This is a genomic window from Pseudomonas gingeri (assembly GCF_013386115.1).
Lineage (GTDB): Bacteria > Pseudomonadota > Gammaproteobacteria > Pseudomonadales > Pseudomonadaceae > Aquipseudomonas > Aquipseudomonas gingeri.
On the sequence record NZ_JACAOR010000007.1, the window covers coordinates 1 to 24,674 of the forward strand.

Below are 24,674 nucleotides of genomic sequence, written 5' to 3' on the forward strand. Positions count from 1 at the left end.
TGGGGCGAATTATAGGCCCATGAAATCTGCCGTCAAGCATTGATTCAAGCTTTCTATCGAAAGACCCTCAATAGAAGAGAAACCACCCAGCTTGAGCAATATATTGCTCAACTGACCATTGTTAAGCATCATAGACCGGCTATCCCACTTCTATTACCCGCTCCGGATGACACCACCCCATGACCCAGCAGTCCCGCAGCCTGGCCGCGACACTCTTTCCCGTCGGCCTGCTGCTTATCGCAATGGCTTCCATTCAGTCCGGAGCCTCCCTGGCCAAGAGCATGTTCCCCGTTGTCGGCGCCCAGGGCACCACCACCCTGCGCCTGATCTTCGCCGGCATCATCATGCTGCTGATACTGCGCCCATGGCGGGCGACGTTCACCGCCAGATCCCTGCGCACCGTCATCATCTATGGCATCGCCCTGGGCGGCATGAACCTGCTCTTCTATATGTCCCTGCGCAGCGTCCCCCTGGGCATCGCGGTCGCCCTGGAGTTCACCGGGCCACTGGCCGTCGCGATCCTCGCCTCGCGCCGGGCCATCGACTATCTATGGATCGGTCTGGCGATCGGCGGCCTGCTGCTATTGATTCCCACGGGAAGCACCAGCGCCAGCATTGACCTGGTGGGCACACTCTATGCGCTGGGCGCGGGTGTCTGCTGGGCGCTGTACATCCTGTTCGGCCAGAAGGCCGGTGCGGACAACGGCATCCAGACCGCAGCCCTGGGCGTGATGATCGCCGCCCTCTTCGTTGCCCCGTTCGGTATCGCCCACGCCGGCGCGGCATTGCTGACACCGGCGCTGATCCCGGTCGCCCTCGGCGTCGCCGTCCTCTCCACCGCCCTGCCCTACAGCCTCGAGATGGTCGCAATGACGCGGATCCCCGCACGCACCTTCGGCACCCTGATGAGCATCGAGCCGGCCTTCGGCGCCCTCTCGGGACTGGTGTTCCTCAGCGAATACCTGTCCCTGGCGCAATGGCTGGCGATCGCCTGCATTATCTGCGCTTCCGTCGGTGCCACCCTGACCATGCGCAGCGAACCCAAGCCCGCCATGGCAGCTGATTGATACAACCTGTGACGTTGCTCTGGTATTTCTCCGGCAAATAAGACATGTTTACAGCTAACTCAATGCCAGCCTTAATAATTTTGGACGGGGCACTCATGGAAGACGCAAGCGGGCACGAAAAAAGCCAAACCCGGACGAGTTGATCCGGGGGCTGGAGATTAAGGACAGGAATGAAGCGCTTTTTGATCGTCTTGGCAGTACTCGCCGTCGCTGGCTGCAGCGCCACTTCCAAGCCAATAAAATATGGCAAGCGAGGCGTACACATCAACTGCTCGGGACTGACGTCTTCCTGGGAAAAGTGCTACACCAAGGCCGCCGAATCCTGTGGCGAAAACGGCTACAAGATCATCGCCAAGTCCGGTGATGCCGTCGAAGACCCCGGCGACTACCCTTTCGGCCTGAACCCCGCGGGCTACACCAGTCGCAGCATGATCATCATGTGCAAGCGCTAGGCACCGCCGGTCACTCCCCGAACGGCCCTGCGATCTGACGACTGATTTCGTCATGACTGGACTTCAACACCTGGCGCTGAATATCCGGCGTCAGCAGCATCCGCGCCACCACCAACGCCCCCACACACTGGGACAGGATCGACCAGGCCTGGCTTTCACTGCCCAGCACCTGTGCCCAACGCTGCTGCAGCCGACACATCCAGTCCTCGGCCTGCTGACGCACCGCCAGATCCCCCCGCGCTATTTCCGCCCCCAGCGCCGGCAAGGCACAACCGGTTTCCGCCTGCTCCACATGGGCCATGCTCAGATAGAGCTTCAGGCAACGCTTGAGGCGTGCCGGATCAGGCTCTCCCTCCCCTCCCAGTCGGGCCAGGCTCAGGCTCAGTTCGCGCTCGACAATTGAACTGAATAGTTCGTCCTTGGACGAGAAATGGCCATAGAACGCCCCGCCACTGAGGCCGATGGCTTTCATCAGAGCGTCCACCCCGATGGTTGCAAATCCCGACTTCTTGGCGGACGACGCGCTGCTGTCGAGCAGACGCTCGCGGGTTTGCTGCTTGTGGTCGAGCGAATAACGCATGGTGCTGTTCCTGTTCAGTGCCTTGACGCCTTTCGGATCGTAGCATAACGTTCGTTTAGTTAACGACCGTTTACTAAAGAGCGATCCCTCATGACTACCCTTCTCAACAACAAGAAAGTCGTATTGGTCGTCGGTGCCGGCGATGCCACTGGCGGTGCCATCGCCAAACGTTTCGCCGCGCAAGGTTTTATTGCCTGCGTCACCCGGCGTAGTGCCGACAAGCTGCAGCCACTGGTCGATGCCATCCAGCAGTCTGGTGGTGAAGCCCATGGCTTTGCCTGCGATGCGCGCAAGGAAGACGATGTGATTGCGCTGATCGAGCAGATCGAAAGCCAGATCGGCCCGATCGAAGCCTTCGTTTTCAATATCGGTGCCAACGTGCCCTGCAGCATCCTGGAAGAGACCGCCCGCAAGTACTTCAAGATCTGGGAGATGGTCTGCTTCTCCGGGTTCCTCAATGCCCGGGAAGTCGCCAAGCGCATGGTCACCCGGCAACGCGGCACCATTCTGTTCACCGGGGCCACCGCCGGCCTGCGGGGCGCCGCCGGGTTCGCCGCGTTTGCCGGCGCCAAGCACGGCATCCGGGCCCTGGCCCAGAGCATGGCCCGCGAACTGGGACCGCTGAATATCCATGTCGCCCATGTGGTGGTCGATGGTGCCATCGACACCGACTTTATCCGCACCAGCTTCCCGGAGAAATATGCCCTCAAGGATCAGGACGGCATCCTCGATCCGGCCCATATCGCCGAGAACTACTGGTACCTGCACAGCCAGCCTCGCGACGCCTGGACCTTCGAACTCGACCTGCGGCCCTGGAATGAACGCTGGTAAGCTCGAGCCACACGACAACAACAAGGATGCTTCATCCATGAAAAAAACCGTCGAGTTCTATTTCGACCTGGGCAGCCCGGCCTCTTACCTGGCCTATACCCAGTTGCCGCACCTGTGTGCACAGGCCGGCGCCGAACTGATCTACCAGCCGATGCTGCTGGGTGGCGTGTTCAAGGCCACGGGCAACGCGTCCCCCGCCGAAATACCGGCCAAGGGGCGCTACATGATCGAGGACCTGACCCGTTACGCCCGTCGCTATGACGTACCCTTTCGCTTCAACCCGCACTTTCCGATCAACACCCTGCTGCTGATGCGCGCGACCACAGGTGTGCAACTGCGCCAGCCGGAACGTTTCGTCGATTTCGTCGACATCCTCTATCGCGCCCTCTGGGTCGAGGGACGCAACCTCAACGATCCGGCCATCGTCGCCCAGCTACTGGTGGAGAACGCGTTCGACCCACAGCGGATACTCGCCCTGAGCGCCGACGAGGAGGTCAAGGCCGCCCTCAAGACCAAGACCGAAGAAGCCCTGCGACGCGGTGTCTTCGGCGCCCCCAGTCTGTTCGTCGGCGACCGGCTGTTCTTCGGCCAGGACCGCCTCGACTTCGTGCGCGAAGCATTGCTCTGAAATCCGCACCGCCTAGATCTCGACCACCAGGCGACCTTGTGCCGTGCCATTGCCCAGCACGGTATAGGCCTCCTCGGCGGTTTGCAGGGTAAACCGCCGGGGATCGAGCAGGGGCTTCAGTTGGCCGGCCTCGATCAGCCGCGCAGCCTCGGCCAGGATATGCCCGTGATGATCGCGCCCCTGGCCGGTCAGCAACGGCAGCAGGGTAAATACCCCGGAGTAGGTGGCACCCCGGAACGACAACGGCGCCAGGCTGTGTTGTCCCCAGCCCAGGCAACTCAGGACATGTCCGTGATAGGTCCGCGCCGCCTTGAACGACTCGTCCAGGGTTTCGCCACCGACCGTGTCATAGACGATATCGAACCCCTCGCCAACAGTGTGCTGCTGCACATAGTCCTCCACGGCATGGTGCCGGTAATCGATAAAGGTCGCGCCAAATCCCTCGATCACCGCCTGATGCCTGGCCGAACCGGTGGCGAAGACCCGGGCGCCAAACGCCTTGGCGATCTGCACCGCGACATGTCCGACACCACCCGCCCCGCCATGGATCAATACCGCGTGACCGGCGCCCACCCTGGCCCGATCGACCAGACCTTCCCAGGCGGTGATCAGCACCAGCGGCAACGCCGCCGCCTCGCGCATGCTCAAGTTGCCCGGCTTGCGGGCCAGCAGGCGGACATCGACCGCCGCGAACTCGGCCAGCGAACCCTGGGTCCCGCCGATGCCGGTCGCCAGCCCATAGACTTCGTCACCCACCGACCAGCCACTGACCCCCTCGCCCAACGCTTCGATAACCCCGGCCAGATCCATGCCCAACACCGCTGGCAGCGGCTGACGGGCATGATCGGCCTGCCCGGCACGGATCTTCGCGTCCAGCGGATTGATCCCCGCGGCCTTGATACGGACCAATACCTGACCCGCCCCCGGTACGGGACGGTCGAGGGCAACCAGACGCAGCGGGGCATGGGCGGCATCGACCAGCAAGGCATTCATTTCAAGCGAGTGAGACATGTCGGCAACCCCGATCAGTGAAAGTGAGTCGATCTTGCGCCACCTCACTCATGCCGATAAGACGCAGTATTGTTATAGTGACCATGCCCATTTGGCATGAATTGGAAGCCATCATGGATAAACTCAATGCCATGGCCATCTTTGTCCGGGTGGTTGAGCGCGGCAGCTTTTCCGCTGTCGCCCGGGAACTGCAAACCAGCCAGCCGACCATCAGCAAGATCCTCAAGGCCCTGGAGGCCGAACTGGGTGGCAAGCTGATCGCCCGCAGCACCCGCCAGTTGTCGCTGACCGACGAAGGCCAGCGCTACTACACACAGTGCCGGCAGATCCTCGCGGCGGTGGACAGCGCCGAACACAGCTTCCAGTCAGGCCGGGAACAGGTGGCGGGCAACCTGCGCATCGGTTCCTCGGTGAGTTTCGGCCGTTTGCAGATCGCCAGCCGGCTGCCCGATTTCCTGGCGCGCTATCCGCAGCTGGAAATCGATCTGCAGCTCAGCGACCAGAACCAAGACCTGGTCAACGAGGGCCTGGATGTCAGCCTGCGCATCGGCGAACTGAACGACAGCGGCCTGATCGCCCGCCGCCTCGGCGATACCCGGCGGATCACCGTCGCCAGCGCCGGATACCTGGCACGCCGGGGCGAACCGCACACGCCGCAAGACCTCACCGGGCACAACTGCCTGCTGTTCAACCTGCTGAACAGCCAGAACCTCTGGCACTACGAAAAAGACGGGCAGCGCCACAGCGTGCGCATCAAGGGCAATGCCCAGAGCAACAACTCGGAAGCGATTCGGGAAATGGTCCTGGGCGGGCTCGGCATTGCGCTGTCGCCGGTGTGGCTGTTTGCCGAAGACCTGAAAGCCGGGCGGGTCACGACGATCCTGCGCGACTACCAGGCGCAATCGCTACCGATCCATGCGGTGTTTCCGGCCAATCGCCGGCAATCCGCCAGGGTGAAGGCGTTTGTCGACTATATGAGCGAGGTCCTGGGGAAAACCTGAAAACACCGCACTCCCTTGTGGGAGCCGGCTTGCCGGCGATGAGGCCAACCAGTCATGCATCGACTGTGCGACCGCCATCGCTGGCAAGCCAGCGCCTACAAGATCGCGCTGGCAGTCAGATCGCGGCGGTACGGGTGTTCAGCCAGTCCAGCGCAGCCCCGCTCAACAGCGGGCTCAAGCGCTCACGCACCTCGGCATGGTAACCGTTGAACCACTCGCGCTCTTCCCCGGTCAGCAACGACGGCTCCAGGCAGCGTGTGTCGATGGGGCACAGGGTCAGGGTTTCGAAGCGCAGGAATTCGCCGAACTCGCTCTTGCCGGCTTCGCGGTTCATCGCCAGGTTCTCGATCCGCACGCCCCAACGGCCCGGACGGTAGGTGCCCGGCTCGATCGAGGTGATCATGCCTGGCTGCATCGCCGTCTGCGGAGCCGCGACCGCCTGGTAGGCGATCACTTGCGGACCTTCGTGGACATTGAGGAAGTAACCCACGCCGTGACCGGTGCCATGGCCGTAGTCCACGCTTTCCGCCCAGATCGGCGCACGGGCGATGGCGTCGAGCAGCGGCGACAGGATACCGCGGGGGAATTGCGCCCGGGACAGGGCAATCACGCCCTTGAGCACCCGCGTGCAGTCACGTTTCTGCTCGGCGGTCGGCGTGCCCACCGGAACCATCCGCGTAATATCGGTGGTGCCGCCCAGGTACTGGCCGCCAGAGTCGATCAACAACAGGCCGTCGCCTTCGATCACCGCGTGCTCTTCTTCAGTGGCGTGGTAATGCGGCATGGCGCCATTGGCATTGAACGCGGCAATGGTGTTGAAGCTCAGGGACACGTAGCCAGGACGCCGGGCCCGGGCAGCCGTGAGTTTCTCGTCGATGGTCAGCTCGGTGACCCGCTCGCGTCCCAGCGCCGTTTCCAGCCAGGCGAAGAACTCGCAGAGGGCTGCGCCGTCCTGCTCCATGGCCTGGCGGATATGTGCCGCATCGTCCAGGCTCTTGCGCGACTTGGCCAGGGTGGTCGGATTGAGGCCTTCCACCAGCTTGACGTCGGCCCCCAGGTTATCCAGCAGGCCGCGGGTGACACGGGCGGGATCCACCAGCAGGCTCGAACCGGCCGGCACGCTGGCCAGGGCCGCGGCGATCTCGCTGTAGTCACGCAGGGTCACGCCATCCTGCCTGAGGATCTGCACCAGTTCGGCGCTGACCTTGTCGAGGGCGACAAACAGGGTGGCCTGGTCCTGGCTGACCAGGGCAAAGGAAACGAACACCGGGTTGAACGACACATCCGCGCCACGCAGGTTGAACAGCCAGGCGATATCGTCCAGGGTCGCGATGAAATGCCAGTCGGCGCCGCGATTGTTCAATTCTTCGCGCAACTGGACCAGCTTCTCGCCACGACTGACGGTCGCCTGGGGCGGCAGGTGCTGGTAGATCGGCTGGTTCGGCAATACCGGACGGTCTTCCCAGACCTGCTGCAACAGATCGATATCGGTACGCAGGCGCGCGCCACGGGCTTGCAGCTTGTCCCCCAGGGTGCGCGCCGAGGCCAGCGCCATCACCGCGCCATCGACCGCCACCACACCGCCTTCCGGGGTTTGCTCGGCCAGCCAGTCCAGCGGCCCGGGTTGTCCCGGTTGCAGCTTGACCAGTTCGATGCCGCTGCCACTCAGTTCCTTGGTCGCCTGCTCCCAATAGCGGCTGTCAGCCCAGACGCCGGCAAACTCCGCCGTGACGATCAGGGTGCCGACCGAACCCTGGAACCCCGAGAGCCACTGCCGCCCCTGCCAGTAGGCGGGCAGGTATTCCGACAGGTGCGGGTCGGCTGACGGCACCAGCAAGGCGTGGACGCCCTCGCGGCTCATCAGCTCGCGGGTACGCGCCAGGCGCTGGGGTACGGTTCCCTGACTCAAGGTCTGCGTGCTCATCATGTCTCCTGCTAATCACGTATTTAATTGTTTTGCGGTGTCGATGATGGATCAGCCATCACGACGGGGCAACCGCCCAGAACGGTGCCGGCGCACTGACACTGGCCTTGATCGCCGCCGCGGCGCGGTCGATATCCTGCTCGCGGGTGAAGCGGCCCAGGCTCAGGCGGATGGTACGACCGGCGGAACGGCCGTCATGTCCCAGCGCCAGCAGCACATGGGACGGTGCATTGCTCGCCGAATTGCACGCCGAGGTCGCCGAGTAGGCCAGCGACTGGCTGAGCAGCGCACCATTGAACTCGCCCTCGGCGAAAGTCAGGCTCAAGGTGTGCGGGATGCGTTCGCTCGGACTGCCGTTCAGGCGCAGCCCCGGGATATCCGCCAGTTGTTCCAGCAGACGCTGACGCAGTGCCCGGATCACCGTCGCCTCTTCGTCGAAGGATTCGGTCGCCAAGGCAAAGGCACTGCCCATGCCGGCAATCTGATGGGTCGCCAGGGTCCCGGAGCGCAGGCCGCCTTCATGACCGCCGCCGTGGATCTGCGCGTGCAGGTGTTCCCGGGCACGCGGTCCGACATACAGGGCACCGATGCCCTTGGGCCCGTACAACTTGTGGGCCGAGAACGACATCAGGTCCACCGGCAATTGCGCCAGGTCGATGGCGACCTTGCCGGCTCCCTGGGCGGCGTCCACATGGAACAGCGCACCGTGTTCGCGAACACGCTGGCCAATGGCCTGGATATCGTTGAGCGTACCCAGCTCGTTGTTCACCAGCATCAACGACACCAGGAAGGTGTCCTCGCGCAGGGCCTCGCTGACCCGCTGCGCGGTGATCAGGCCGTCGGCATCCGGTACCAGGTAGGTGACCGCGACCCCGGCTTCCTGAAGTTGCCGGGCCGTGTCGAGGACCGCCTTGTGTTCGATCTGGCTGGTGATCACATGGCCGCCGCTGACACCACGGGCCTGGGCCACGCCCTTGAGGGCCAGGTTGTTCGATTCGGTGGCACCGGAAGTCCAGACGATCTGCTCGGGGCTCGCGCCCACCAGGGTCGCCACTTGCTGCCGGGCCTGCTCGACCGTCTGCCGGGCCCGCTGGCCGAAGGCATGGGAGCTGGACGCGGGATTGCCGAAGTTGCCGGAAAATCCCAGACACTCGACCATCACCTGAATGACCCGCTCATCCACCGGCGTGGTGGCGGCGTAGTCGAAATACAAAGGAAGTTGATTCATGGCAAAAGACTCATAAAGCGTGTCCCGCGGAACGAACTCTCGCGGGTAGCCAACCGAGGGCTGAACGGACAGCTATACCCGATGGGAGAGAATTAAAGAAAGATGGCTTTCAGTAAAAGTGCGTAGGAACGCTCCTGAAATCCAGCTTACAGGCCCCGGGAGGGTGTTGCGAGCGTCAATCGTGCCGGAACAGACGACCTGCTCCAGCGGCGGGAGGGGGAACACGATGTGCCGGGGCTTTCAGCTCTGATGGCTGCGTCTGTTACTGCCACGGTCGGCGCTGATTTCACCCTGGTCATCGAAGCCGTAGACCTTGCGCGGCTGCCCGAGCAATTCGGCTTTCTTCTGCTGGTACTCATCGAAGGACAAGCCGCGGCGATTCAGCGCCTCCAGTGCCAGTTCCTTGCTCTCTTCAGCGCTGTAGGGACGCAGCTCGGGAGAGGGATGGCTGGCACAACCGGCCAGGACCGAAAGCAGCAGAAGCAGTAGAACCGCAGGTGAATGTTTCATGGCGAGACTCCCGAAAACCTGGTGCGAGGCAATGGATACAGGCTACCCGCCGCTCCTGCGGAGCAGAAATCACCCTTCTCGATAGTCGCTATCGATTGCTTCTACCGTACCCGGCACCGACGCCTCATATTCCTTAAAGAACTATAAATATGGAAATACGTTCGTTTACGGAATATCAGAAAACCCTTACAACTGCCTGCACACCTTGTCCGCTGTTGCCCGGGCAACTGTTCGCCAGCCAACAGTCGATCAACAAAACAGCTCGTCAGCCAGCACACGGCCCCTTGTCCAGCATGCCGTGGGCCCGCAGATACGGGGCCCGGACGATTGGTACAGCTCTTGCTCAAGCCCTGTCACCGACCCTGCTCGCTGAGCAACTGTTTGAAAAGGAACTGATCATGTCTCGTGCACTGAAAGTCGTTGCCCTTTCCGGCGGAACCTACCGCCCCTCTCGCACCCTGGTACTGACCCAGGCACTGCTGGCCGAACTGGCGCAGCAGTTGCCCATCGAAAGCCGGGTGATTGAACTGGGCGATATCGCCCGCCCCTTGGGCGCCGCGCTGTCCCGGGCCGAATTGAGCGCCGAGGTCGAGGCCGAGCTGCAGGCCATCGAGAACGCCGACCTGCTGATCGTCGGCTCGCCGGTGTATCGCGGCTCCTACCCGGGCCTGCTCAAGCATCTGTTCGACCTGGTGGACCTCAATGCCCTGATCGACACCCCGGTCCTGCTGGCCGCCACCGGTGGCAGCGAGCGTCACGCGCTGATCCTCGACCACCAGTTGCGTCCGCTGTTCAGCTTCTTCCAGGCGCTGACCCTGCCCATCGGCGTCTACGCCAGCGAAACGGATTTCACCAATTATCAAATAACCAGCGAGCCCCTGAAGGCCCGCATCCGCCTTGCCGCAGAACGCGCCGCGCCCTTGTTCGGCGTTCATCCCAAGCATCTGCTGAAAATCGCCTAAGGACTTGTCATGGATGTCTTCTGGTTTCTCCCGACCCACGGTGACGGTCACTACCTGGGCACCACCCAGGGTGCCCGCCCGGTCACGCTCAACTATCTGAAACAGGTGGCCCAGGCCGCCGACAGCCTCGGCTACCACGGTGTACTGATTCCCACCGGCCGCTCCTGCGAAGACTCCTGGGTCATCGCCTCGGCCCTGGTCCCCTTGACCGAACGCCTGCGCTACCTGGTGGCGATCCGTCCCGGGATCATCTCGCCGACCGTCTCGGCACGCATGGCCGCCACCCTCGACCGGCTGTCCAACGGGCGCCTGCTGATCAACGTGGTGACCGGCGGCGACCCCGACGAAAACCGTGGCGACGGCAGCTTCCTCGACCACAGCGAACGCTACGAAGTCACCGACGAATTCCTCAGGATCTGGCGCCGGGTGTTGCAGGGCGAAGCCGTCGACTTCGAAGGCAAGCACCTGCGCGTGCAGAACGCCAAGGCCCTCTATCCACCGGTGCAGAAGCCTTATCCGCCGCTGTATTTCGGTGGTTCGTCGGATGCCGCCCATGACCTCGCCGCCGACCAGGTCGACGTCTACCTGACCTGGGGCGAACCACCGGCCGCCGTGGCCGCGAAACTGGCGGACGTGCGTGAGCGCGCCGCGCGCAAGGGCCGTACCGTGCGTTTCGGCATCCGCCTGCACGTGATCGTCCGGGAAACCGCGGAAGACGCCTGGAAAGCCGCCGACAAACTGATCGAACACATCAGCGACGAGACCATTGCCGCCGCGCAGAAATCCTTCTCGCGCTTCGACTCCGAAGGACAGCGGCGCATGGCCGCCCTGCATGACGGACGCCGCGACAACCTGGAAATCGCGCCGAACCTCTGGGCTGGTGTCGGCCTGGTCCGCGGTGGCGCCGGTACGGCACTGGTCGGCAATCCGCAGCAGGTGGCCGAGCGCATCAAGGAATACGCGGACCTGGGGATCGAAAGCTTCATCTTCTCCGGCTACCCGCACCTGGAGGAAGCCTATCGCTTCGCCGAACTGGTCTTCCCGCTGTTGCCCGAGCCTTACGCCAGCCTGGCCGGTCGCGGCATCACCAACCTGACCGGGCCGTTCGGCGAAATGATCGCCAACGACGTGCTGCCGGCCAAGACCGGGGCCTGAGAAACACACAGCCGATCGCTCCCACGCTCCGCGTCCGCTCTGGCGGTGACGCGGAGCGTCATGGGATGCATTCCCACGCGGAGCGTGGGAACGATCAACGTCATCTATTCGAGGGACACCGCGTGACGGCCCAACCCCATAACGCCCTGCTCAACCCCTTGCAAACCGCCCGCCTGCTGGCCGCCGAGTTTGCCGAAACCGCCGTCGAGCGCGACGAGCGTGGCGGCACGCCGAAAGCCCAGCGTGACGCCCTGCGCCACAGCGGCCTGCTGGCCCTGAGTATTCCCACCCAGTACGGTGGCCTCGGCGCCAGCTGGAGCGAGACCCTGAACGTGGTCCGCGAATTCGCCAAGGTCGACAGCTCCATCGCCCATGTCTTCGGCTTCCATCACCTGATGCTCGCCACCGTGCGCCTGTTCTCGCGCCCGGAACAATGGCAACCGTGGTTCGAACAGACCGCCCGCAAGAACTGGTTCTGGGGCAACGCCCTCAATCCGCTGGACACCCGTACCGTGGTGCGCAAGCTCGGCGGCTGGCGCGAATTTTCCGGCAAGAAAAGCTTCTGCTCCGGCGCCAGCGACTCGGAGATGCTGATCGCCTCGGCGGTCGATGAAAGCGCCGGCGGCAAGTTGCTGATCGCCGCGATTCCCAGCGGCCGCTCCGGCATCACCCTGCACAATGACTGGCACAACATGGGCCAGCGCCAGACCGACAGCGGCAGCGCCAGCTTCGAACGGGTGCGGGTCGAAGAGTCGGAACTGCTGCTCGATCCCGGTCCGCTGAGCACGCCCTTCGCCTGCCTGCGCCCGCTGATCGCGCAACTGACCTTCACCCACATGTTCCTCGGCATCGCCGAAGGCGCCTTCGAGGAAGCCCGGCAATACACCCTTGCCGAGACCCGCCCGTGGTTCAAGTCCGGCACCGAGGACATCCGCCGGGACCCGTACATCCTCAGTCACTACGGGGACTTCTGGGTCGCCCTGGAAGGCGTGCGCCTGCTGGTCGAGCGCGCCGCCGAAGGACTTGACCGGGCCTGGGCCAAGGGCCAGAACCTCAGCGCCGAGGAACGCGGACACCTGGCAACCGCCATCGCCACCGCCAAGGTCGCCGCCAGCCGCAACGGCCTGGAACTGTGCAGCAAGCTGTTCGAAGTCACCGGCGCGCGCTCGACCCATGCGTCGCTGCGCCTGGACCGCCACTGGCGCAACCTGCGCACCCAGACCCTGCATGACCCGCTGGACTACAAGCTCCAAGAACTAGGCGACTGGGCCCTGAACCAGACGCTGCCGATTCCCACCTTCTATTCCTAGAGAAGCCTATGCAGCTGCTAACGTTACCGCCCTCGCCGGCCCTGGCAACCTCGATCCGCGCCACCGCCCAGGTCTTCGAGGACCCCAAGTCCCAGGCCCTGCTCGCTCACCTGCAACAAGTCGCGCCCAGCGAAGCCAGCGTGCTGATCATCGGCGAAACCGGCACCGGCAAGGAACTGGTGGCCCGGCATATCCACAACCTCAGCGCGCGGCGCAACCGACCGTTTGTCGCGGTCAACTGCGGGGCCTTCTCCGAATCCCTGGTGGAAGCCGAACTGTTCGGCCATGAGAAAGGCGCGTTTACCGGAGCCCTCAGCGCCAAGGCCGGCTGGTTCGAGGAAGCCGATGGCGGCACGCTGTTCCTCGACGAGATCGGCGACCTGCCGATGCCGATCCAGGTCAAGCTGCTGCGGGTCCTGCAGGAGCGTGAAGTGGTGCGCCTGGGCTCGCGCAAAAGCATTCCGATCAATGTGCGGGTCCTGGCGGCGACCAATGTCCAGCTGGAAAAGGCGATCAACGCCGGGCACTTCCGTGAGGATCTGTACTACCGCCTCGACGTGGTCAACCTCGAGTTGAGCCCGTTGCGCGAACGACCCGGCGATATCCTGCCGCTGACCCGGCACTTTATCGATGCCTATTGCCAGCGCCTGGGCTACGGCGATGTCCGCATCAGTCCGGCGGCCGAGCAGAAACTCAAGAGTTACAGTTGGCCGGGCAATATCCGCGAACTGGAAAACGTCATCCACCACACCCTGCTGATCTGCCACAACGGCGTGATCGAACGCGACGACCTGCGCCTGTCGAACATGCGCATCGAACGCCAGGACGACAATGGCACGTCATCCGACGACTCGGCCGAGGCCCTGCTCAACCGCGCATTCCAGAAACTCTTCGAGGAACAGGCCGGGGCCCTCCACGAAAAGGTCGAGGATGCCCTGCTGCGCGCCGCCTACCGGTTCAGTCACTACAACCAGGTGCACACCGCCAACCTGCTGGGCCTGAGCCGCAACGTGACCCGTACCCGACTGATCAAGATCGGCGAACTGGCGGTGAACAAGCGCCGCCCCGGCGAAAACGTCCAGGGTGACCGGATGCTGCAACTGTCGATCTAGCGGGCATCAGAGCACCAGGGCGCACTGCAGGGCATTGTCATGGCTGCGCTCGATGCTGCGCAGCATCTGGAACGAGCCGAAGCTCACCGCCTTGGCCTGGTGGGAACGAAGCAGCGCCCAGAAATCCTCTTCGCCGCTTTCAAAACGGGCGAACGCCGCCTCGCCGGCCTGTTGCGATTGCCATTGCAGGACATTCAGCACGCGCCGGCCATCGTCGCTGGCCTGCACATTGCCACTGATGAAGCCACTGAAGTCCTGGGCCAGGCGCTCGGTCTGCCGGGCCAGGGCGCTGACCAGGGCCTCCTGCTGATGAGGCTCGATCTCGAACTGGATCAGTTGGGTGAAGCTGCGGTTTTTCTCTGTCGACGCCATGAAAAATCTCCCCGGGAAGTCATGCGGGATCTTGTGATCCGAGGTCACGCAGGGTAAAACCTCAAGTTAAGTCAAGGTCAAGAGTTTTCTCCCATGGCACTGCAAAAACCCCTGCCCACCGACAAGGCGCTCACGGTCGGCCAACTGGCGGCGCGCAGCGGCGTGTCGGTGAGCGCCCTGCACTTCTATGAATCCAGGGGCCTGATCAAGAGCAATCGCAATGCCGGCAACCAGCGCCGTTATCCGCGCGAGGTATTGCGCCGGGTGTCACTGATCAAGGTCGCCCAGCGCCTGGGCATTCCCCTGGCGGAGATTCACCTGGCCCTGCAGGCGCTGCCCGAAGGCCGCGCACCGACAGCGGCGGACTGGAAGAACCTGTCGGAGCAATGGAAGGACGAGCTGGACGAACGGATCGCCCGGTTGACCCGGCTGCGGGACAAACTCAACGGCTGCATCGGCTGTGGTTGCCTGTCCATGGAAAGCTGCCCGTTGCGCAACCAGGGCGATGTGCTGGGAGAACAGGGCGCGGGGCCGCAGTTGCTGGAGCCGGACTCACCTCGCATCTGACCGTTCCCACGCTCCACGTGGGAACGGTCATCGTCGAGATTCAGAAACCCGGTGCGATCTGCCCCTTGTAGCGGGTCAGGATAAACTGGCGCACGGCGTCGGAGTTCAACGCCTTGGCCAATTTCTGAATGCCCGGGTCATTGATATTGTCCGGCCGCGCCACCAGGAACTCGACGTACAGGTCCTTGCCTTTCTCGACGATCAACGCGCTATTGGTGTCGATCCCGGCCTCCAGCGCGTAGTTGGCAAACACGAACGCCAGGTCCACCTGGCTCACCGAGCGCGCCAGCATCGCCCCTTCCAGCTCACGGATCTTCAGGTGCTTGGGATTCTCGACGATATCGTGCGGGGTGGCCTGGGTATTGCTCGGGTCCTTGAGCTTGATCAAGCCCGCTTCGTGCAGCAACACCAGGGCCCGCCCGGTGTTCACCGGGTCGTTGGGAATCGACACCGAGGCACCGTCCTTCAGTTCGGACAGACTCTTGATCTTGGTCGAGTAGGCGCCGAACGGCTCGATATGCACGCCGACCACCGGCACCAGGTTGGTGTGGCGGGTCTTGTTGTAATCATCGAGGAACGGTCGGTACTGGTAATAGTTGGCGTCGAGGTTCTTCAGGGCCAGTTGCTGGTTGGGCTGGATGAAGTCGTTGAACACCTTGATCTCCAGGTCGACGCCTTCCTTGGCCAACTCCGGTTTGACGAACTCGAGGATCTCCGCGTGGGGCACCGGGGTGGCACCGACAATCAGTTTTTCATTGGCGTGAACCGCCAGGGACATCAGGGCGGCCAGTACGGCCAGGGTCTTTTTCATGCAAGGCTCCAGAGAGGCAGAAAGGGCCGGCGTGTGGTGGACGTTGGGCCAGGTTGTTGTGTGTCGAAATCAGTGGGTCAACGTCGGCTGTAGCGGGCCACCAGGCGGTCACCGGTCATTTGCAGGCCCTGCACCAGCACCAGCAGCAGGATCACCGTGACCACCATCACATCGGTCTGGAAGCGCTGGTAGCCATAGCGGATCGCCAGGTCACCCAGTCCGCCACCGCCAATCACCCCGGCCATGGCGGTGTAGTCCACCAGCACGATGGCGGTCACCGTTACCGCTGCCAGCAAGCCGCCACGGGCTTCCGGCAACAGGGTGTGGCGGATCACCTGCCAGGTGCTGGCCCCCATGGCCTGGGTCGCCTCCACCACGCCGCGGTCGACTTCGCGCAAGGCGGTTTCCACCAGCCGGGCGAAAAACGGCGTGCAGCCCACCACCAGTGGCGGGATGGTCCCCGGTACGCCGAGAGAGGTGCCCACCAGCAAAGTGGTCAGGGGAATCAGCACGATCAGCAGAATGATGAAAGGCAGCGAGCGCAGGATATTCACCAGCACCGACAATGAGCGGTACACCAACGGGGTTTCATGCAACTGGCGCTTGCCGGTGAGAAACAGCAGCACGCCCAGCGGCAACCCCAGCAGGACCGTGAAGCCCAGGGCCGCCGCGAGCATGCTCAGGGTGTCGAGGCAGGCCTGGGCGATATCGCCCCAGTAGATGTTTTTCAGCAGGTCGCCCATGGACTCAGGACCAGTCGTGACGTGGCGGCTTGATCCCGTTGAGCAGCCAGTTGCCGACCACGTGGTACTTCCAGCGCACCGGGTCGTGCAAGGTATGCACCCGGGCATTGCGCCAGTGACGGTCGAAATTGTGCTTCTTCAAGGTCGAACGCGTGCCTCCCAGCTCGAACAGCTTGTTGCTCGCCTCGATGGCGATCTCGGTGGTCAGCACCTTGGCCTTGGCCACCGCCAGCGAGGCCCGCGCCACGCTGTCTTCGTCGGGCGCCGGACGCGCGGCATCCAGCGCCTTGCCGGCCCGTTCGAGCAAGGCCTCGGCGGCTTCGAGACGGATCTCCAGGCCACCGACCTGGATGATGGTCAGCGGATCTTCGCTGGCCTTCTCCACGCCGGCATCGATCCACGGACGCGCCTGCTCGCGGACAAACGCAACCGTGTCGCGCAGAGCCGCGCGGGCGATACCGGCGTCGATGGCGGCGGTGGTCAACTGAGCGAAAGGTCCGGCCAGGGTCGGACTTTCGTAGGAGCGATAGGTGGGAAACAGGTTGAACGCCGGCACCTTCAGGTCCTGGGCCAGCACCGTGCCGCTGGACGTGGTGCGCTGGCCGATGCTGTCCCAGTCATCGACAATCACCAGTCCCGGCGTACCCCGCTCGACAAAGGCCAACTGGCCCTTCTGCTCTTCATCCAGGGCCAGCACCGCCAGCCAGTGGGCGTACAGGGAACCGGTGCAATAGCCTTTGCGACCGTTGATCACGTAGCCGTCGCCCTGCCGGCGAATCGTCGCCTGGATGTCCTGGACATTCTTGCCGCCGGTCTCCGACAGCGCATTGGCAAAACGATGACCTTGCAGCGCCAGGGCAAAGAAGTGCGCCTGCTGTTCGGGCGTGCCCTGCAGGCGGATGTCTTCCAGCAGGCAGTAATGATTCTGCGGGATCTGGCCGAGGGACGGATCGGCCGCCGAAATGATCGCGATCACTTCGGCCAGCACCGCATAGGACACCTGCGCACCGCCGAACTCGCGAGGCACGCTGATGCCCCACAGGCCGCTGTTGGAATACAGGTCGACCACTTCGGCAGGCACCTGGCGGGTGCGATCACGCTCCGCATCCTGTTCCAGCAGATGGGCGGCGACACGGTGCGCGACCGCCACCGCTTCAGCCTCGTCGCGGATCAGGTGGGCGTTGGGGGAATGGATCGGGTAAACGGCAGATTCAGGCAGGGACGACATGGAACGCTCTCGGGCGAATGATGTTGGCTGAGCCATTGCAGCTTCTGTGCCTGAATTATTATTTGTTTATTTTCATAGCGTTATACCGACTATCCGGCTATTGCCGGCGTTCTTTCACCAGCAGATTGCAGCTTCGCTGTTGCTGGGGAAACACTTGAATATCCGTACACTTCCCTCGTGGCAGCTTGCCGGCGATGGCGCCCTTGAATTCAACGCAGGACTCACGGGCCTCATCGCCGGCAAGCCGGCTCCTACGGAAGGTATTGCAATCAGGCCAGCACCTCCTCCGATCGCCCGGCCTTTTTCGCTTCCAACTCGCGCACCAGCGGCAGCACCCGCTTGCCGAAGTACTCCACCTCTTCCTGGAAATGCAGGAAGCCGGCCAGTACCAGGTCCACGCCGACAGCCTTGAGGGCCACGATGCGCTCGGCGATCTGCCGTGGCGTACCGATCAGGTTGGTCTTGAAGCCGTCGTTGTATTGCACCAGGTCCTCGAAGCTCGACCTGGCCCAGTTGCCCTCGCCTTCCGGTGACGATCTGCCCGCCTGTTTCGCCGCATCGCCGAAGGCAGCGACGGCCTCGGGGTCGGCCTTGTCGATGATTTGTGCCAGCACCGCCCGGGCCTCTTCCTCGGTGTCGCGGGCGATGACAAAGGCATTGACCCCGACCTTCACCGAATGGCCGTTGGCGGCTGCCTTGGCGCGGATATCGTCGACCTGGGCCTTGATCCCCTCGGGGCTGTTGCCATTGGTGAAATACCAGTCCGAGACCCGCGCCGCCATATCCCGCGCCGCGCGGGAACTGCCCCCCTGGAAGATCTCCGGATGCGGCTGGCTCAGGGGCTTGGGCTTGAGGCTGTAGTCGTTGAACCGGTAGAAGTCGCCCTTGAAGGTGAACGCGTCCTCGGTCCAGATTCCCTTCAGCGCGCGAATGAACTCCTCGGAGCGGCGATAACGCTCGTCGTGCTCCAGCCAGTGCTCGCCAATGGCGTGGAACTCGCCGCGGAACCAGCCGCTGACGATATTCACCGCGATGCGCCCGCCCGTGAGCTGGTCGATGGTTGCCAGTTGCTTGGCCGCCAGCGCCGGTTGCCAGGGACCGGGCAGGATCGCGGCAATCACTTTCAGCCGGGCGGTGGCCGCCAGCAGAGCGTGGCTGAAGGCAACCGACTCATGCTGGTATTCGGCGCCGTAGCCGGCGGTGAAGCGGATCTGCGTCAGGCCGTACTCGAAACCGGCCTCTTCCGCCAGTTGCGCCAGCTTGCGGTTGTAGTCGATGTCCCAGCTGGTGCGCTGTTCGATCTTGCTGACCACCAGCCCGCCACTGACATTGGGCACCCAGTAGGCGAATTTCACGGCTTGCTGACTCATGGTGTTGCACCTCGGACCAGGGAATGTCCAGGGGATGGAGCAGCAAGCGTGCCAGCGCCCGAGGCGCCCTTGCCCACGCTGATCGCAGCCTCGCCGCAATCCCCCCTGGAAGCCGGCTTGCCAGCGATGAGGCCGGTGAGGTCGGCATCGCCCGCAAGGGGACGGTGCCAGTCGGACGATCTGTGGCCAGGCAGGACGATTTGCTGAAGCACTGTTCGCCGACCAACAGTTGTCCATCGCCCGATCACGCAAATCGCCCGCGCCAGCGGGTTCCGCGGCCCCGGCATGGACCCTGCAACAACCCAGGCCATCGCGGTGTCCGCCGCCTGCCCTCAAGGAGCTGTCCCATGACCGAACACCAGGTGATCAACCCGCTGTCCCTTGGCGTCGACTACGAAACCCTCGCCGAACGTTTTCGGCCGGTCTTTGCCCGCATCGCCGCCGGCGCGGTGGAGCGGGAACTGTCGCGCAGCCTGCCCCACGAGCCGATCCAGTGGCTCAAGCAGGCCGGCTTCGGTGCCGTGCGGGTACCGCTGGAATATGGCGGTGGCGGTGCATCCCTGCCGCAATTGTTCCAGTTGCTGATCGAACTGGCCGAGGCCGATTCCAATGTGCCCCAGGCCCTGCGCGGTCACTTCGCCTTTGCCGAGGACCGCCTGAACGCCGCCCCAGGCCCCGCGCGCGACCAGTGGTTCAAGCGCTTCGTCGACGGCGATATCGTCGGCTGCGCCTGGACCGAAATCGGCAATGTGACCATCGGCGATGTCGTCACCCAGGTCACCCCGGACGGCGAACAGTGGCGCCTCAATGGCGAGAAGTTCTACAGCACGGGGAGCATCTTCTCCGACTGGATCGATGTCTATGCCCGCCGCAGCGATACCGGCGGCGATGTGATTGCCGCCGTGCGCGCCCGCCAGCCGGGAATCGAGCACAGCGATGACTGGGACGGTTTCGGCCAGCGCACCACCGGCAGCGGCACTTCACGGTTTGTCGACGCCCGGGTGGAAGCCGGGCATGTGATCGACTTCGCCGATCGCTTCAAGTACCAGACGGCGTTCTACCAACTGGTGCTGCTGGCGACCCTCGCGGGTATCGGCCGGTCGGCCCTCGAGGATGTCGCGCGGCAGGTCCGCGAACGCCAGCGCATCTACAGCCATGGCAATGCCCAGCGGGCCAGCGCGGACGCCCAGGTGCAACAGGTGGTCGGCGAGGTCGCCGCCCTGGTCTATGCCGCCGAAGCCAGCGCGGTACGCGCCGCGCATCCGGCCCAGCGGGCCTATCTCGCCCGGTTTGGCGGCGATGCCGAAGTCGAACGGCAGGCCAACGTGGACGCGGAAATCGAGTCCGCCACGGCGCAGGTGGTGGTGTCCGAACTGATCCAGCGGGCCACCAGTGAACTGTTCAACGCCCTCGGTGCCTCCGATGTACGCCAGGGCAAGGCGCTGGACCGTCATTGGCGCAACGCGCGGACGGTGTCGTCGCACAATCCGGTGATCTACAAGGCGCGCATCATCGGCGACTGGGCGATCAACGGCACCGAGCCGCCGTTTGTCTGGCAGATCGGCAATGGACCACAGCCCAAGTCATAGGCAATGACGCGAGTCCCTGGATAAGGTCGCGGCGACATTCGCGAATGGGTAAGATGGCGCCTTTGCGCGCCACCTTGCCGCGCCGCCTGCCGACCTAAGCCGAACCCATGCCTTTCGATCTCAGCGTAGACCTGACCACCCTCGCCATTCTTGCCGTCGTTGCCTTTATCGCCGGATTCATCGACGCCATCGCCGGCGGTGGCGGCCTGTTGACCACCCCGGCACTGCTCACCGCCGGCCTGCCACCGCACCTGGTGCTGGGCACCAACAAACTCAGTTCGACCTTCGGCTCGGCCACCGCCAGCTTCACCTTCTACCGGCGCAAGCTGTTCCATCCGCGCCAGTGGAAGCTGGCGATCTTCGGCACCCTCGCCGGAGCGCTGATCGGCGCGGTGACCGCGCATTTCCTCCCGGCCGAATGGCTGAACAAGATGCTCCCGATGATTGTCTTCGGCTGCGGCCTGTACCTGCTGTTCGGCGGCACGCCCAAGGCGCCGCTGGACAGCGACGCGCCGATCAAAAAGAAGTGGCAATTGCCCCAGGGCTTCAGCCTGGGCTTCTACGACGGCGTGGCCGGGCCCGGCACCGGCGCCTTCTGGACCGTCAGCAGCATGCTGCTCTACCCCATCGACCTGGTGAAGGCCAGCGGCGTGGCCCGCAGCATGAACTTCGTCAGCAATATCGCGGCGCTGTCGGTGTTCGTCTTTTCCGGCCAGGTGGACTGGATCATCGGCCTGAGCATGGGTCTGTCGGTGATGGCCGGCGCCTTCTTCGGCGCCCGCACCGCCATCAGTGGCGGGGCGAAGTTCATCCGCCCGGTGTTCATCACCGTGGTCCTCGGCCTGACCGTGCGCCTAGCCTGGCAGCACTGGTTCAGCGTGGCCTAGACGGCGCGCCACATACAGGTCGATCAGGTAGCGGGCGATCGAACGCGACGCCGGCAACGGCGGCAGGTTGTGCACGTTGAACCACTGGGCATCCTCGATCTCGTCGGCCTGAGGCACGATATCGCCTCCGGCGTATTCGGCATGGAAACCCAGCATCATCGAATGCGGGAAGGGCCAGCACTGGCTGCCGACATACTGGATATTGCTGACCTCGACCTGCACTTCCTCGCGCACTTCGCGGACCAGGCACTCCTCCGCCGACTCACCAGGCTCGGCGAAACCGGCCAGGGTGCTGTAGACCCCGGGGACGAAACGCGGCGAACGGGCCAGCAGCACTTCATCGCCACGGGTGACCAGCACGATCATGCTCGGCGAGATCCGCGGATAGGCCCGCAGGTCGCAGGGCTGGCAGTACATCGCCCGCTCCCCCGGCACCTGCCGCGCCGGCTGGCCGCAACTGCCACAGAAGCGGTGCTCGCGGGCCCAGGTGCCGATCTGCGCCGCATAACCGAGCATGCGGTACGTGGTGAAATCACCTTCGAGCATGAACCGGCGCAGGCCCTGCCAGCGGCAGCCCGGCACCTCGGCGGTGGACTTGAGTTCCAGCAGGTACACCGGCTCGCCGTCGCGATGACCGATGCCATGCTCGCAAAGCACCGGCAGGTCCTGGCGCTTGAGCCATTCGCGGGGAAACAGCACGCCGTTGTCATCCAGCAGGAAACCCTCGGGACCTCGGGCCACGGCCCAGTCACCGGGTTGTTCGATATCCAGTACTGCGGTTGTCCAGCCTTGAGTCATTGCGGTTCCTTAGGGACTGGGAAACGCCCCTCAGTCCTGAAATTCGGGTTTCTGCTTGCTCATGTGGGCCGCGATGGCCACACGCAGGTCCGTCGATTGCAACATGGCGGCGTTCCAGGTGGCAACGTATTCCAGACCGTCGTCGATCCGGTGATCACGCATGTAGCCGAGCATTTCCTTGGTGCCGCTCACGGCAATCGGCGATTTGCCGGCAATCTCCCGTGCAATCCCCATCACACCGTCGAACAAGGCGCCATGATCGGGGTAGACACGATTGACCAGGCCGATGCGCTGCGCTTCGTCGGCCCCGAACTGGCGACCGGTATAGGCCAGCTCACGCAACATGCCATCGCCGATGATACGCGGCAAACGTTGCAAAGTGCCGACATCGGCGGCCATGCCGATATCCACTTCCTTGATCGAGAACTGCACGTCCTCGGCGCAGTAACGCATGTCGCAGGCGGCGATCAGGTCGATGGCACCGCCCAGGCAATACCCCTGGATCGCCGCCAGCACCGGCTTGCGGCAGTTGTCGACGGCATTGAAGGACGCCTGCATCTGCAGGATCTTGCGCCGCAGCAGGCGGGCGTTGCGGCCGACATCCTTGCCCAGCTCGTTGCCGACCGCGGCCAGCAGCATCAGGTCGATACCCGAGGAAAAGTGCTTGCCCGCGCCGCTCAGGACCACCACCCGCACGGCATCGGTGTCATCGATCCACTGGAAGATCTCGACGATTTCGCTCCAGAACGCCGCGTTCATGGCATTGATCTTTTCCGGGCGGTTGATCTGCACGTGGGCGATATTGTCGGCCAGGTCGACACGAAAGGCTTGGTATTCGGACATGACGGGCATCCTTGGCAGGGCAATGAGAAGGCTGGAACTATAGCAAGGGGTCGCACAAGGCTGTAGGAAGCGGATATGCCAAAAGCCGGACCCGCGCCTTGATCTTCATGAATTCTTACGTCACCTTGCGCGCACTCTTACAAACAAGGACCCGCCGATGTCATCGCTGACTTCAGCTTTCGCCCACAACTTTCTCGGGCACTCCCCTCGCTGGTACAAGGCCAGCATCCTTGCCTTCCTGATCCTCAATGCCCTGGTGTTGTGGAGCGTCGGCCCGGTCGCCGCCGGTTGGCTGCTGGTGCTGGAATTCATCTTCACCCTGGCCATGGCCCTCAAGTGCTACCCGCTGATGCCCGGCGGCCTGCTGCTGGTCGAAGCCCTGCTGCTGCGCATGACCAGCCCCGAAGCGGTGTATGACGAACTGCTGCACAACTTCCCGGTGATCCTGCTGCTGATGTTCATGGTGGCCGGCATCTACTTCATGAAGGACCTGCTGCTGTTCCTGTTTTCCCGCCTGTTGCTGCGCGTGCATTCCAAGGCGCTGCTGGGGCTGCTGTTCTGCTTTCTCTCGGCGTTCCTCTCGGCCTTTCTCGATGCCTTGACCGTCACCGCGGTGATCATCAGCGCCGCCGTCGGCTTCTATTCGGTCTACCACCGCGTGGCCTCGGGCAACGACCCGCGCCAGGACAGCGACTTTAGCAGCGACCACCAGTTGCCGAGCCTGCACCACGCCGACCTCGAACAGTTCCGCGCGTTCCTGCGCAGCCTGCTGATGCATGGCGCGGTGGGCACCGCCCTGGGCGGTGTCTGCACCCTGGTGGGCGAGCCGCAGAACCTGCTGATCGGCCATGAAATGGGTTGGCATTTCAGCGAGTTCTTCCTGAAAGTCGCGCCGGTTTCGCTGCCGGTCCTGGCGGCGGGCCTGGTGACCTGCGTGCTGCTGGAGAAACTGCGCTGGTTCGGCTACGGCACCCTGCTGCCGGACAATGTCCGTGCCGTCCTGGCTGCCTATGCCCGCGAAGACGATGCCGAGCGCACCCCGCGCCAGCGCGCCGCCCTGATCGTGCAGGGGCTGGCGGCACTGATCCTGATCGCCGGACTGGCCCTGCATGTGGCCGAAGTGGGCCTGATCGGCCTGCTGGTGATCGTGCTGATCACCGCCTTTACCGGGATCACCGACGAACACCGGCTGGGCAGTGCGTTCAAGGACGCCATGCCGTTCACCGCCTTGCTGGTGGTGTTTTTCGCGGTGGTGGCGGTGATCCACGATCAACAACTGTTCGCGCCGCTGATCCACTGGGTGCTGAGCCTGCCCGCCGACCAGCAGCCGGGCATGCTGTTCATCGCCAACGGCCTGTTGTCGGCCATCAGCGACAACGTGTTCGTCGCGACGATCTACATCACCGAAGTGAAACAGGCTTTCGCCAGCGGCCAGATGAGCCGCGAGCACTTCGAGACCCTGGCCATCGCGATCAACACCGGCACCAACCTGCCGAGCGTGGCGACTCCGAACGGCCAGGCGGCGTTCCTGTTCCTGCTGACGTCGGCGATTGCACCGCTGATTCGCCTGTCGTACGGGCGGATGGTATGGATGGCCTTGCCGTATACGGTGGTGATGGGGGTATTGGGCTGGTACGCGGTGAGTCACTGGCTGTGAGGTGAATGGCCGCCTCTGGCGGTTCGCGGGCAAGCCCG

25 protein-coding genes are annotated in these 24,674 nt (G+C 63.7%); 13 read left to right on the forward strand and 12 right to left on the reverse strand.

The features are described from left to right. Positions 1–179: 179 nt before the first annotated feature. Together rhtA and HX881_RS12730 are read left to right on the forward strand one after the other, a co-directional pair. On the forward strand, positions 180–1,067 hold the full coding sequence (rhtA, locus tag HX881_RS12725) for a threonine/homoserine exporter RhtA (protein ID WP_177084780.1): 888 nt from the start codon (positions 180–182) through the stop codon (positions 1,065–1,067). Between the two features lie 170 nt (positions 1,068–1,237). Then, the gene (locus HX881_RS12730) at positions 1,238–1,519 is read left to right on the forward strand and encodes a hypothetical protein (RefSeq protein ID WP_017124921.1); all 282 of its coding nucleotides are present in this window, start codon (positions 1,238–1,240) and stop codon (positions 1,517–1,519) included. 10 nt (positions 1,520–1,529) lie between these two features. Here the strand turns inward: HX881_RS12730 and HX881_RS12735 are convergent, their stop codons facing one another. Next, a complete protein-coding gene (locus tag HX881_RS12735; protein ID WP_017124922.1) occupies positions 1,530–2,099 on the reverse strand; it encodes a TetR/AcrR family transcriptional regulator in 570 nt (189 codons plus the stop codon). A 90-nt stretch (positions 2,100–2,189) separates the two neighbouring features. On the opposite strand from HX881_RS12735, the gene HX881_RS12740 reads away from it, so the two are divergent. After that, positions 2,190–2,930 carry an SDR family oxidoreductase gene (locus HX881_RS12740; protein ID WP_177084783.1) on the forward strand — a complete coding sequence of 247 codons (741 nt, stop codon included), beginning with the start codon at positions 2,190–2,192 and terminating at the stop codon, positions 2,928–2,930. A gap of 37 nt (positions 2,931–2,967) precedes the next feature. Next, positions 2,968–3,558: a 2-hydroxychromene-2-carboxylate isomerase gene (locus tag HX881_RS12745; protein ID WP_177084785.1), complete on the forward strand. Its 591-nt coding sequence runs from the start codon at positions 2,968–2,970 to the stop codon at positions 3,556–3,558. A gap of 12 nt (positions 3,559–3,570) precedes the next feature. On the opposite strand, the gene HX881_RS12750 is transcribed toward HX881_RS12745, so the two are convergent. Further along, on the reverse strand, positions 3,571–4,569 hold the full coding sequence (locus HX881_RS12750) for a zinc-dependent alcohol dehydrogenase family protein (RefSeq protein WP_177084787.1): 999 nt from the start codon (positions 4,567–4,569) through the stop codon (positions 3,571–3,573). 113 nt (positions 4,570–4,682) lie between these two features. Between HX881_RS12750 and HX881_RS12755 the strand changes: the two genes are divergently transcribed. Beyond that, entirely contained in the window at positions 4,683–5,570 is an 888-nt protein-coding gene (locus HX881_RS12755; protein WP_177084789.1) for a LysR family transcriptional regulator, read from the forward strand. A gap of 115 nt (positions 5,571–5,685) precedes the next feature. Here the strand turns inward: HX881_RS12755 and HX881_RS12760 are convergent, their stop codons facing one another. The 3 genes from HX881_RS12760 to HX881_RS12770 all read right to left on the reverse strand — a co-directional run bounded on the left by HX881_RS12760 (position 5,686) and on the right by HX881_RS12770 (position 9,232). After that, positions 5,686–7,494 carry an aminopeptidase P family protein gene (locus HX881_RS12760; protein WP_177084791.1) on the reverse strand — a complete coding sequence of 603 codons (1,809 nt, stop codon included), beginning with the start codon at positions 7,492–7,494 and terminating at the stop codon, positions 5,686–5,688. Positions 7,495–7,552: 58 nt separating this feature from the next. Next, on the reverse strand, positions 7,553–8,722 hold the full coding sequence (locus tag HX881_RS12765; RefSeq protein ID WP_042934842.1) for a cysteine desulfurase family protein: 1,170 nt from the start codon (positions 8,720–8,722) through the stop codon (positions 7,553–7,555). Between the two features lie 240 nt (positions 8,723–8,962). After that, entirely contained in the window at positions 8,963–9,232 is a 270-nt protein-coding gene (locus HX881_RS12770; RefSeq protein WP_103032511.1) for a hypothetical protein, read from the reverse strand. Between the two features lie 398 nt (positions 9,233–9,630). On the opposite strand from HX881_RS12770, the gene msuE reads away from it, so the two are divergent. The 4 genes from msuE to HX881_RS12790 all read left to right on the forward strand — a co-directional run bounded on the left by msuE (position 9,631) and on the right by HX881_RS12790 (position 13,771). After that, a complete protein-coding gene (gene msuE, locus HX881_RS12775; RefSeq protein WP_017124929.1) occupies positions 9,631–10,194 on the forward strand; it encodes an FMN reductase in 564 nt (187 codons plus the stop codon). A 9-nt stretch (positions 10,195–10,203) separates the two neighbouring features. Further along, entirely contained in the window at positions 10,204–11,349 is a 1,146-nt protein-coding gene (ssuD, locus tag HX881_RS12780) for an FMNH2-dependent alkanesulfonate monooxygenase (RefSeq protein ID WP_103032510.1), read from the forward strand. Between the two features lie 122 nt (positions 11,350–11,471). Beyond that, positions 11,472–12,659, forward strand: coding sequence for an acyl-CoA dehydrogenase family protein (locus HX881_RS12785; protein WP_177084793.1), 1,188 nt, complete (start codon positions 11,472–11,474; stop codon positions 12,657–12,659). An 8-nt stretch (positions 12,660–12,667) separates the two neighbouring features. Beyond that, positions 12,668–13,771, forward strand: a complete 1,104-nt coding sequence (locus tag HX881_RS12790) for a sigma-54 interaction domain-containing protein (RefSeq protein WP_177084795.1) — start codon at positions 12,668–12,670, stop codon at positions 13,769–13,771. A gap of 6 nt (positions 13,772–13,777) precedes the next feature. On the opposite strand, the gene HX881_RS12795 is transcribed toward HX881_RS12790, so the two are convergent. Continuing rightward, on the reverse strand, positions 13,778–14,143 hold the full coding sequence (locus tag HX881_RS12795; protein WP_042934847.1) for an antibiotic biosynthesis monooxygenase: 366 nt from the start codon (positions 14,141–14,143) through the stop codon (positions 13,778–13,780). Positions 14,144–14,236: 93 nt separating this feature from the next. On the opposite strand from HX881_RS12795, the gene soxR reads away from it, so the two are divergent. Then, a complete protein-coding gene (gene soxR, locus HX881_RS12800; RefSeq protein ID WP_280529438.1) occupies positions 14,237–14,710 on the forward strand; it encodes a redox-sensitive transcriptional activator SoxR in 474 nt (157 codons plus the stop codon). A 40-nt stretch (positions 14,711–14,750) separates the two neighbouring features. On the opposite strand, the gene HX881_RS12805 is transcribed toward soxR, so the two are convergent. The 4 genes from HX881_RS12805 to sfnG all read right to left on the reverse strand — a co-directional run bounded on the left by HX881_RS12805 (position 14,751) and on the right by sfnG (position 18,862). Beyond that, on the reverse strand, positions 14,751–15,521 hold the full coding sequence (locus tag HX881_RS12805) for a MetQ/NlpA family ABC transporter substrate-binding protein (protein ID WP_017124936.1): 771 nt from the start codon (positions 15,519–15,521) through the stop codon (positions 14,751–14,753). A 77-nt stretch (positions 15,522–15,598) separates the two neighbouring features. Beyond that, positions 15,599–16,264, reverse strand: coding sequence for a methionine ABC transporter permease (locus HX881_RS12810; RefSeq protein ID WP_017124937.1), 666 nt, complete (start codon positions 16,262–16,264; stop codon positions 15,599–15,601). A 4-nt stretch (positions 16,265–16,268) separates the two neighbouring features. Further along, positions 16,269–17,492, reverse strand: a complete 1,224-nt coding sequence (locus HX881_RS12815) for an SfnB family sulfur acquisition oxidoreductase (protein WP_177084797.1) — start codon at positions 17,490–17,492, stop codon at positions 16,269–16,271. A 269-nt stretch (positions 17,493–17,761) separates the two neighbouring features. Next, entirely contained in the window at positions 17,762–18,862 is a 1,101-nt protein-coding gene (gene sfnG / locus HX881_RS12820; protein ID WP_177084799.1) for a dimethylsulfone monooxygenase SfnG, read from the reverse strand. 347 nt (positions 18,863–19,209) lie between these two features. Here sfnG and HX881_RS12825 point away from each other — a divergent pair, with 347 nt between their 5' ends. Beyond that, positions 19,210–20,451: an acyl-CoA dehydrogenase family protein gene (locus tag HX881_RS12825; protein ID WP_017124940.1), complete on the forward strand. Its 1,242-nt coding sequence runs from the start codon at positions 19,210–19,212 to the stop codon at positions 20,449–20,451. 107 nt (positions 20,452–20,558) lie between these two features. Next, positions 20,559–21,338, forward strand: coding sequence for a TSUP family transporter (locus tag HX881_RS12830; RefSeq protein WP_177084801.1), 780 nt, complete (start codon positions 20,559–20,561; stop codon positions 21,336–21,338). Here HX881_RS12830 and nudC read toward each other — a convergent pair. After that, positions 21,306–22,136: an NAD(+) diphosphatase gene (nudC, locus tag HX881_RS12835; protein ID WP_177084803.1), complete on the reverse strand. Its 831-nt coding sequence runs from the start codon at positions 22,134–22,136 to the stop codon at positions 21,306–21,308. The two genes, HX881_RS12830 and nudC, sit on opposite strands and share 33 nt — an antisense overlap. A gap of 30 nt (positions 22,137–22,166) precedes the next feature. Beyond that, positions 22,167–22,979, reverse strand: a complete 813-nt coding sequence (locus HX881_RS12840) for a crotonase/enoyl-CoA hydratase family protein (protein WP_017124943.1) — start codon at positions 22,977–22,979, stop codon at positions 22,167–22,169. 157 nt (positions 22,980–23,136) lie between these two features. On the opposite strand from HX881_RS12840, the gene nhaB reads away from it, so the two are divergent. Further along, positions 23,137–24,636, forward strand: a complete 1,500-nt coding sequence (nhaB, locus tag HX881_RS12845) for a sodium/proton antiporter NhaB (protein ID WP_017124944.1) — start codon at positions 23,137–23,139, stop codon at positions 24,634–24,636. Positions 24,637–24,674 lie beyond the last annotated feature (38 nt).